This is a genomic window from Streptomyces sp. (assembly GCF_031178505.1).
Taxonomy (GTDB): Bacteria; Actinomycetota; Actinomycetes; order Streptomycetales; family Streptomycetaceae; genus Streptomyces; species Streptomyces gulbargensis.
This window is the reverse complement of sequence record NZ_JAPSIW010000334.1, coordinates 1-7,177: the sequence shown is the minus strand read 5'-3', so window position 1 is coordinate 7,177 and position 7,177 is coordinate 1. Positions and strand designations below refer to the sequence as shown.

The 7,177-nt window shown below is 72.7% G+C and carries 7 protein-coding genes; 4 read left to right on the top strand and 3 right to left on the bottom strand.

Features of this window, described 5'->3' with window-relative positions; genetic code table 11:
• A partial coding sequence (locus RIF68_RS21010) for a helix-turn-helix domain-containing protein (RefSeq protein ID WP_309052833.1) occupies positions 1-739 on the bottom strand: 739 nt, incomplete at its 3' end.
• 295 nt (positions 740-1,034) lie between these two features.
• Between RIF68_RS21010 and RIF68_RS21005 the strand changes: the two genes are divergently transcribed.
• Positions 1,035-2,474, top strand: a complete 1,440-nt coding sequence (locus RIF68_RS21005) for an MFS transporter (RefSeq protein ID WP_375165726.1) — start codon at positions 1,035-1,037, stop codon at positions 2,472-2,474.
• A 104-nt stretch (positions 2,475-2,578) separates the two neighbouring features.
• Here the strand turns inward: RIF68_RS21005 and RIF68_RS21000 are convergent, their stop codons facing one another.
• The gene (locus tag RIF68_RS21000) at positions 2,579-2,785 is read right to left on the bottom strand and encodes a DUF6243 family protein (RefSeq protein ID WP_309052832.1); all 207 of its coding nucleotides are present in this window, start codon (positions 2,783-2,785) and stop codon (positions 2,579-2,581) included.
• Between the two features lie 216 nt (positions 2,786-3,001).
• A complete protein-coding gene (locus tag RIF68_RS20995; RefSeq protein WP_309052831.1) occupies positions 3,002-4,384 on the bottom strand; it encodes a glycine--tRNA ligase in 1,383 nt (460 codons plus the stop codon).
• Positions 4,385-4,549: 165 nt separating this feature from the next.
• Between RIF68_RS20995 and RIF68_RS20990 the strand changes: the two genes are divergently transcribed.
• The 3 genes from RIF68_RS20990 to RIF68_RS20980 form a co-directional block, all read left to right on the top strand.
• Positions 4,550-5,614, top strand: coding sequence for a metal ABC transporter substrate-binding protein (locus RIF68_RS20990; protein ID WP_309052830.1), 1,065 nt, complete (start codon positions 4,550-4,552; stop codon positions 5,612-5,614).
• Between the two features lie 29 nt (positions 5,615-5,643).
• The gene (locus RIF68_RS20985; RefSeq protein ID WP_309052829.1) at positions 5,644-6,408 is read left to right on the top strand and encodes a metal ABC transporter ATP-binding protein; all 765 of its coding nucleotides are present in this window, start codon (positions 5,644-5,646) and stop codon (positions 6,406-6,408) included.
• A 16-nt stretch (positions 6,409-6,424) separates the two neighbouring features.
• The coding region (locus RIF68_RS20980; protein ID WP_309052828.1) for a metal ABC transporter permease at positions 6,425-7,177 on the top strand (753 nt) is incomplete at its 3' end.

Here is a 7,177-nt window from a genome sequence, read left to right as displayed (position 1 = left end):
CGCCGCCCGGACCGAGCCACAGGTTGGTGTGCTCGAAGCGGAGCAGGCCCACGTGGGCGTTGCGGATCAGCTTGGTCCGGCCGCCGGGGGCGACCACGTCGTGGCGGGCCCAGATCTCCCGGAACTCCGGCGACGCCTCCTCCAGGCGCTGGACCAGCCGTTTCCACGCCGGATCGGCCAGGTGCTCGGCCCGCGCGGCCCGCAGCTTGCCGGTGAGGAGCGGCAGCAGCTCCGACAGGTCGGTCACGGCCGAGCGGAACGCCTCGTCGGTGAAGGCGAGCCAGAGGGAGTTGCGGTCCTCGCGGGGCAGGGCGTCCAGGTCGCGGAAGAGGTGCCCGAAGGTGCGGTTGTGGGCGAGGAAGTCGAAGCGGGCGTTCTGCACGGCGGCCGGTACGGGCTCCAGCTGGTCGAGGATCGCGCGCAGGGCGGGCGTGACGGCCGCGTCGGGCGCCTCGGGGTGCGGGTCGGCCCGCCCGGCCAGGGCGAAGAGGTGGGCGCGCTCGGTCGGATCGAGCAGCAGGGCCCCGGCGAGGGCGCCCAGGACCTGCGGCGAGACCTGGATGTCCCGGGCCTGTTCGAGCCAGGTGTACCAGGTGACGCCGACGGCGGAGAGCTGCGCGACCTCCTCGCGGCGCAGACCGGGCGTCCGGCGGCGGCGCCCGCGCGGCAGGCCGACCTGCTCGGGGCTGATGCGCTCCCGCCGGCTGCGCAGGAAGGCGGCCAGCTCGTACCGCCGCACCTCGGGCTCGGAGGGGCGCCGTGCCGCGGGCCCGGGCGACGGGGGTACGGGTGCCGGGCCGGGCGACGGGGGTACGGGCGCCGGCCCGGGCGACGCGGGTACGGGCGCCGGGGGGACGGGCCCGTGTCCCGGCGTCGCCGGTACCGGCGCGGGCTGCCGTGCGGGCTCGGGCGCGGGGCCCGCCGTGAGGGTCATGACCCCAGCCTGCCCGGGCCGTCCGCGCGGTGCCAGGTAGCCGTTGTACCAGGATGAGAAGACTCTGGTACCAGGCTGAGCGGAGGCCGATCGTCGGAGCGTGACCACGATCTCCACCGCTGACCGCACGGCCGCCGCTCCCGGCGGCGGCCCCGCCTCGCCGGGGCTCGGCGCCCTCGGCCTCTGCACCGTCCTCCTCGGCGCCGCCCTGCCGCTGGTCGACTTCTTCATCGTCAACGTCGCCCTGCCGTCCCTCGGCCGGGACCTGGGCGCGGGGGAGGCGCTCCTCGAACTCGTCGTCGCCGGGTACGGCCTGTCGTACGCCGTGCTGCTGGTCCTCGGCGGGCGGCTCGGGGACCTCTTCGGCCGCCGGCGCCTCTTCCTCACCGGGCTCGTCGCCTTCGGCCTCACCTCGCTCGCCTGCGGGCTCGCCCCGGGACCCTGGACGCTGGTGGGCGCCCGGGTGGCACAGGGTGCCGCGGCGGCGATGCTGCTGCCGCAGGTACTGGCGACGCTTCACTCCTCGACGTCGGGCGCGCGCCGGGCCAGGGCGCTCGGCCTGTACGGGGCGACCACCGGGCTCTCCTTCGTCACCGGCCAGATCCTCGGCGGCCTGCTGGTCGCCGCCGACCTGTGGGGCACCGGCTGGCGGGCGGTGTTCCTGGTGAACGTGCCGGTGGTGCTGCTGCTCCTGCCGCTCGCCGCCCGCGCCGTACCCGAGACCCGCTCGGACCGGCCCGCTCCCGTGGACGTGGCCGGCACCCTGCTCCTCGCCCTGGCCCTGACCGCGCTGCTCGCCCCGCTGACGGAGGGCAGGGCCACCGGGTGGCCGCTGTGGACCTGGCTCGCGCTCGCCGTCTTCCCCTGCGCGGCGGTCGCGTTCTGGCGGGTGGAGCTGCGCTCGGAGCGCCGCGGCGGCACCCCGCTGGTCCCGCCGAGCCTGCTGCGCCTGATCCCGCTGCGGCGCGGTCTGGTGCTCGTGCTCCCGCTGTCGGGCGGCTTCGGCGGTTTCATGCTGGTGATCGCGGTGGCCCTCCAGGAGGGCGCCGGGGTCGGCGCGGTGGCGGCCGGGGCGGCCCTGGCCCCGATGGCGCTCGCCTTCTTCGCGGCCTCGCTCGCGGGACCGCGGCTGGTGGCGCGCTGGGGAAGCCGGGTGATCCCGGCGGGCGCCCTGGTCCAGGCGGCCGGGCTCGGTCTGCTGGCCTGGACGGCCTGGCGGTCCTGGCCGGATCTCTCGGTGACCGCCCTCCTGCCGGGGATGGCCGTCGCGGGCGTCGGGCAGGGGCTCCAGCTCCCGGTGCTGTTCCGGGTGGTGCTCGCGGAGGTCCCGCCGGAGCGGGCGGGCGTGGGCAGCGGTGTCATGGTGACGACCCAGCAGGCCGCCCTCGCCCTGGGCGTGGCCACGCTCGGCACCCTGTTCCTGTCGCTCGCGGACACGGGCTCCATGGGCACGGCCCTCGCGGTGGTGCTCCTGGTCCAGCTCGCGGTGGCCCTGCTGACGGCCCTGGCGGCCCTGCGCCTGCCGAGGACGGTGGGCTGAGGACGACGGCCGGCAGGACGTGGGCCGAGCCGTACGACGCCGGAGGGCCCGGGTCACGTGGTGACCCGGACCCTCCGTCCGTTCTCCTCCGGCCGCGCCGGTGGCTACTCGGCCGGCTCGGCCGGCGTCTCCTGCCCGTCCGGCGTCTCCTGCCGGGCGCGCTCGCGCATCTTCCTCAGCAGCTCCTGCTTCTGGTCCTCGGCCCGGCGGCGGTCGGCCGCGCGGCCCTGTCCTGCTCCCAGCTGTTCGGCGCGGGACAGCTTCTTGCGCTGTCCGCCGACGCCGAGGAGGTTGTTCTTGCTCTTGGCCATGGGCTCCCCTTGGGTGAGGTGTGCGGTGGTCGGTGGATCGGCCTGCGCGCCGCTCTCACTCGTAGATCGGGAGGTGAGCAAACATGCCGTGAACGCTACCCGCGGGGCCGGGTGGAGGCACCCGGTTTTTCCGGCGCCCGCGGACCACGCCCGAACGGGGAAGCCCCCGGTTCCGTGCTCCGGAACCGGGGGCTTGTGCCGACGCGATCAGGCGCTTCAGCAGCCGAGCAGGCGGCTGCCCAGGTAGCCCTGGATCTGGTCGAGGGAGACGCGCTCCTGCTTCATGGTGTCGCGCTCGCGCACGGTCACCGCGTTGTCGTCCAGGGTGTCGAAGTCGACGGTGACGCAGAACGGCGTGCCGATCTCGTCCTGGCGGCGGTAGCGGCGGCCGATGGCGCCCGCGTCGTCGAAGTCGATGTTCCAGTTCTGGCGCAGGTCCGCCGCCAGGCCCTTGGCCTTCGGCGAGAGCTGCGGGTTGCGGGAGAGCGGCAGGACCGCGACCTTGACCGGGGCCAGGCGCGGGTCGAGGCGCAGCACGGTGCGCTTCTCCATGACGCCCTTGGCGTTGGGGGCCTCGTCCTCGTTGTACGCGTCGAGCAGGAAGGCGAGCATGGTGCGGCCGACACCGGCCGCGGGCTCGATGACGTACGGGGTCCAGCGCTCGCCGGCCTCCTGGTCGAAGAACGACAGGTCGGTGCCGGAGGCCTTGGAGTGGGCGCTCAGGTCGTAGTCGGTGCGGTTGGCGACGCCCTCGAGCTCGCCCCACTCGCTGCCGCCGAACTGGAAGCGGTACTCGATGTCGGCGGTGCGCTTGGAGTAGTGGGAGAGCTTCTCCTGCGGGTGCTCGAACCAGCGCATGTTCTCCTCACGGAGACCCAGGCCGGTGTACCAGTTCCAGCGCTGCTCCATCCAGTACTCGTGCCACTGCTCGTCCTCGCCCGGCTTGACGAAGAACTCCATCTCCATCTGCTCGAACTCGCGGGTGCGGAAGATGAAGTTGCCCGGAGTGATCTCGTTCCGGAAGGACTTGCCCATCTGCGCGATGCCGAACGGCGGCTTCTTGCGCGAGGTCTGCTGCACCTGGCCGAAGTTGGTGAAGATGCCCTGCGCGGTCTCGGGACGCAGGTACGCGACGGAGCCGCTGTCCTGGGTCGGGCCGAGGTGCGTGGAGAGCAGGCCGGAGAACTGCTTGGGCTCCGTGAAGGTGCCCTTGTTGCCGCAGTTGGGGCAGTTGAGGTCGGTCAGGCCGTTCTCGGGGAGGCGACCGTGCTTCTCCTCGTACGCCTCCTCCAGGTGGTCGGCCCGGTAGCGCTTGTGGCAGGAGGTGCACTCGGTCAGCGGGTCGGTGAAGGTGGCGACGTGACCGGACGCCTCCCAGACCTCGGTGGCAAGGATGACCGACGAGTCGATGCCGACGACGTCCTCGCGGGCGGTGACCATGTAACGCCACCACTGGCGCTTGATGTTCTCCTTGAGTTCGACACCCAGCGGCCCGTAGTCCCAGGCGGCACGCTGGCCGCCGTAGATCTCGCTGCACGGGTAGACGAAGCCACGGCGCTTGCTCAGGCTGACGATGGTGTCGATCTTGTCGGCGGCCACGGTGCTCTCTTCATTACGACGACGAAGTGCGAATGCCTCAGGTTACCGGCGCCCGCACCCCCCGTATCAAATCGGTTCGGTCGCAAGACGATCACGGGGCCGCGTGGCCGGGGCCACACATACGACAATTGACAATCGTTTCCATATTTGTTGAAAATGAGTGTCATGAACGTACGCCGTCTGATACCCCCCACCGCCCTCGCCGGAGCCGTCGCGCTCGGCCTCGTCTCGCTCTCCGCCTGCGCCGGTTCCTCGGACGCGGCAGGCGGTGACAGCGGCAGCGGCGGCGGCAAGCTGGACGTCGTGGCGTCGTTCTACCCCGTGCAGTTCCTGGCGGAGCGGATAGGCGGCGACCACGTGGCCGTCGAGACCCTCACCAAGCCCGGCGTCGAGCCCCACGACCTGGAGCTCAAGCCGCGCCAGGTCGGCGCGCTCGGCGACGCCGACGTCATCCTCTACCTCAAGGGCATCCAGCCCGCCGTCGACAAGGCGATCGCCCAGGCCCGCGTCGAGAACACGGTCGACGCCGCCACCCTCACCAAGCTCGAGGAGCACGGCACCGGCGTCGACGGCGCCCACGAGGGCGAGTCCCCCGAGGAGCACGCGGCCCACGCCGAAGAGGGCCACGCCGAGGAGGGCCACGCGGAAGCGGGTCACGCCGAGGAGGGCCACGAGGGCCACGAGGGCCACGACCACGGTTCCGAGGCCGGCGCCGACCCGCACATCTGGCTCGACCCCGTGAAGTACGCCGAGGTCGCCAAGGGCGTCGGGGCCGCCTTCGAGAAGGCCGACCCGGCCCACGCCGCCGACTACAGGAAGAACACCGCCGACCTGGTGAAGAAGCTCGAAGGCCTGGACACCGAGTTCGAGACCGGCCTGAAGAACACCACCACGCGGACGTTCATCACCACCCACTCCGCCTTCGGCTACCTCGCCGAGCGCTACGGCCTCGACCAGGAGGGCATCTCCGGCATCGACCCCGAGTCCGAGCCGAGCCCCGCCCGGATGAAGGAGCTCCAGCGGGTCGCGGCCCACGAGAAGGTCACCACCGTCTTCTTCGAGACCCTCGCCAGCGACAGGACCGCCAAGACCCTCGCGGGCGACACCGGCCTGAAGACCGACGTCCTCGACCCCCTGGAGGGAATCACCGACCGGTCCCGGGGCGATGACTACTTCGAGGTCATGCGGTCCAACCTCACCGCGCTGAAGAAGGCCCTCGGCGCCAAGTGACACCCACGCACGTATCGGAGGCACGAGCCATGGCCCTGGAACCCGTCATTTCCGTCCGCGGGGCCACGGCGGCCCTCGGCGGCCGGCCCGTCCTCCGCGGCGTCGACCTCACCGTCCACCGCGGTGAGGTCGTGGCCCTGCTCGGCGCCAACGGCTCCGGCAAGTCCACCGCCGTCCGCTCGGTCATCGGCCAGGTCCCGCTGACCGGCGGCACCATCGAACTCTTCGGCACCGAGCGGAGGCGTTTTCGCGACTGGGCGCGGATCGGCTACGTGCCGCAGCGCACCACCGCCGCGGGCGGCGTCCCCGCCACCGTCCGCGAGGTCGTCTCCTCCGGGCGGCTGGCCCGCCGCCGCTTCGGCCGCTTCTCCCGCGCGGACAAGGCGGCCGTCGCCCGCGCCCTCGACCTCGTCGGCCTGGCCGACCGGGCGGGCGACTCGGTGAGCGCCCTCTCCGGCGGCCAGCACCAGCGGGTCCTGATCGCCCGCGCCCTCGCCTCCGAACCCGAACTCCTGATCATGGACGAGCCCATGGCGGGCGTGGACCTCGCCAGCCAGGAGGTGCTGGCCTCGACCCTGCGCGAGCAGGTCGGCGGCGGCACCTCGGTCCTCCTCGTCCTGCACGAGCTGGGCCCGCTGGAGCCGCTGATCGACCGGGCCGTCGTGCTGCGCGACGGCTGTGTCGTCCACGACGGCCCGCCGCCCGAGGCCGTCGGGCAGCACGCCCTGCCCGGCCACGACCACGTCCATCCGCACGCGGCCGGCGAGCCGCTCCGTACGGGTCTGCTGACCTGAGGAAGCTGCTCTGATCATGGAATTCCTCCACGACGCCTTCATGCAGCGGGCGCTGCTCGCCGCCGTCCTGGTCGGCATCACGGCCCCGGCCGTCGGCATCTACCTGGTCCAGCGCCGCCAGGCCCTCATGGGCGACGGCATCGGCCACGTCGCCATGACCGGTGTCGGCCTCGGCTTCCTGCTGAACTCCAGCCCGGTCTGGATGGCCACCCTGGTCGCCGTCGCCGGCTCCGTCGCCATGGAGCTGATCCGGGCGTACGGCAAGACCCGCGGCGACCTCGCCCTGGCCCTGCTGTTCTACGGCGGCATGGCCGGCGGTGTGCTGCTCATCAACCTCTCGCCGACCGGCTCCAACGCCAACCTCAGCTCGTACCTCTTCGGCTCCCTCACCACGGTCTCGCCCGAGGACGTCACCGCGATCAGCCTGCTGGCCGCGTTCGTGGTCCTCGTCACGGTCGGGCTGCGCCGGCACCTCTTCGCCGTCAGCCAGGACGAGGAGTTCGCCCGGGTCACCGGCCTGCCGGTGCGCGCCCTGAACCTGCTGATCGCGGTCACGGCCGCGGTCACCGTCACGGTCGCCATGCGGGTCGTCGGCCTGCTCCTGGTCAGCGCGCTCATGGTGGTGCCGGTGGCCGCCGCCCAGCAGCTGACGAAGTCGTTCCGCGCGACCTTCGTCCTCGCGGTGGCGACCGGTGTCACGGTCACCCTGGCCGGCACGGTCACCTCGTACTACCAGGACGTACCGCCCGGCGCGACCATCGTCCTGTAC

What these genes read in the sequence shown, in the direction of transcription:
- RIF68_RS21000 (WP_309052832.1), bottom strand. Translation starts at nt 2,785, where the DNA reads ATGGCCAAGAGCAAGAACAACCTCCTCGGCGTCGGCGGACAGCGCAAG.
- RIF68_RS20990 (WP_309052830.1), top strand. Translation starts at nt 4,550, where the DNA reads ATGAACGTACGCCGTCTGATACCCCCCACCGCCCTCGCCGGAGCCGTC.
- RIF68_RS20985 (WP_309052829.1), top strand. Translation starts at nt 5,644, where the DNA reads ATGGCCCTGGAACCCGTCATTTCCGTCCGCGGGGCCACGGCGGCCCTC.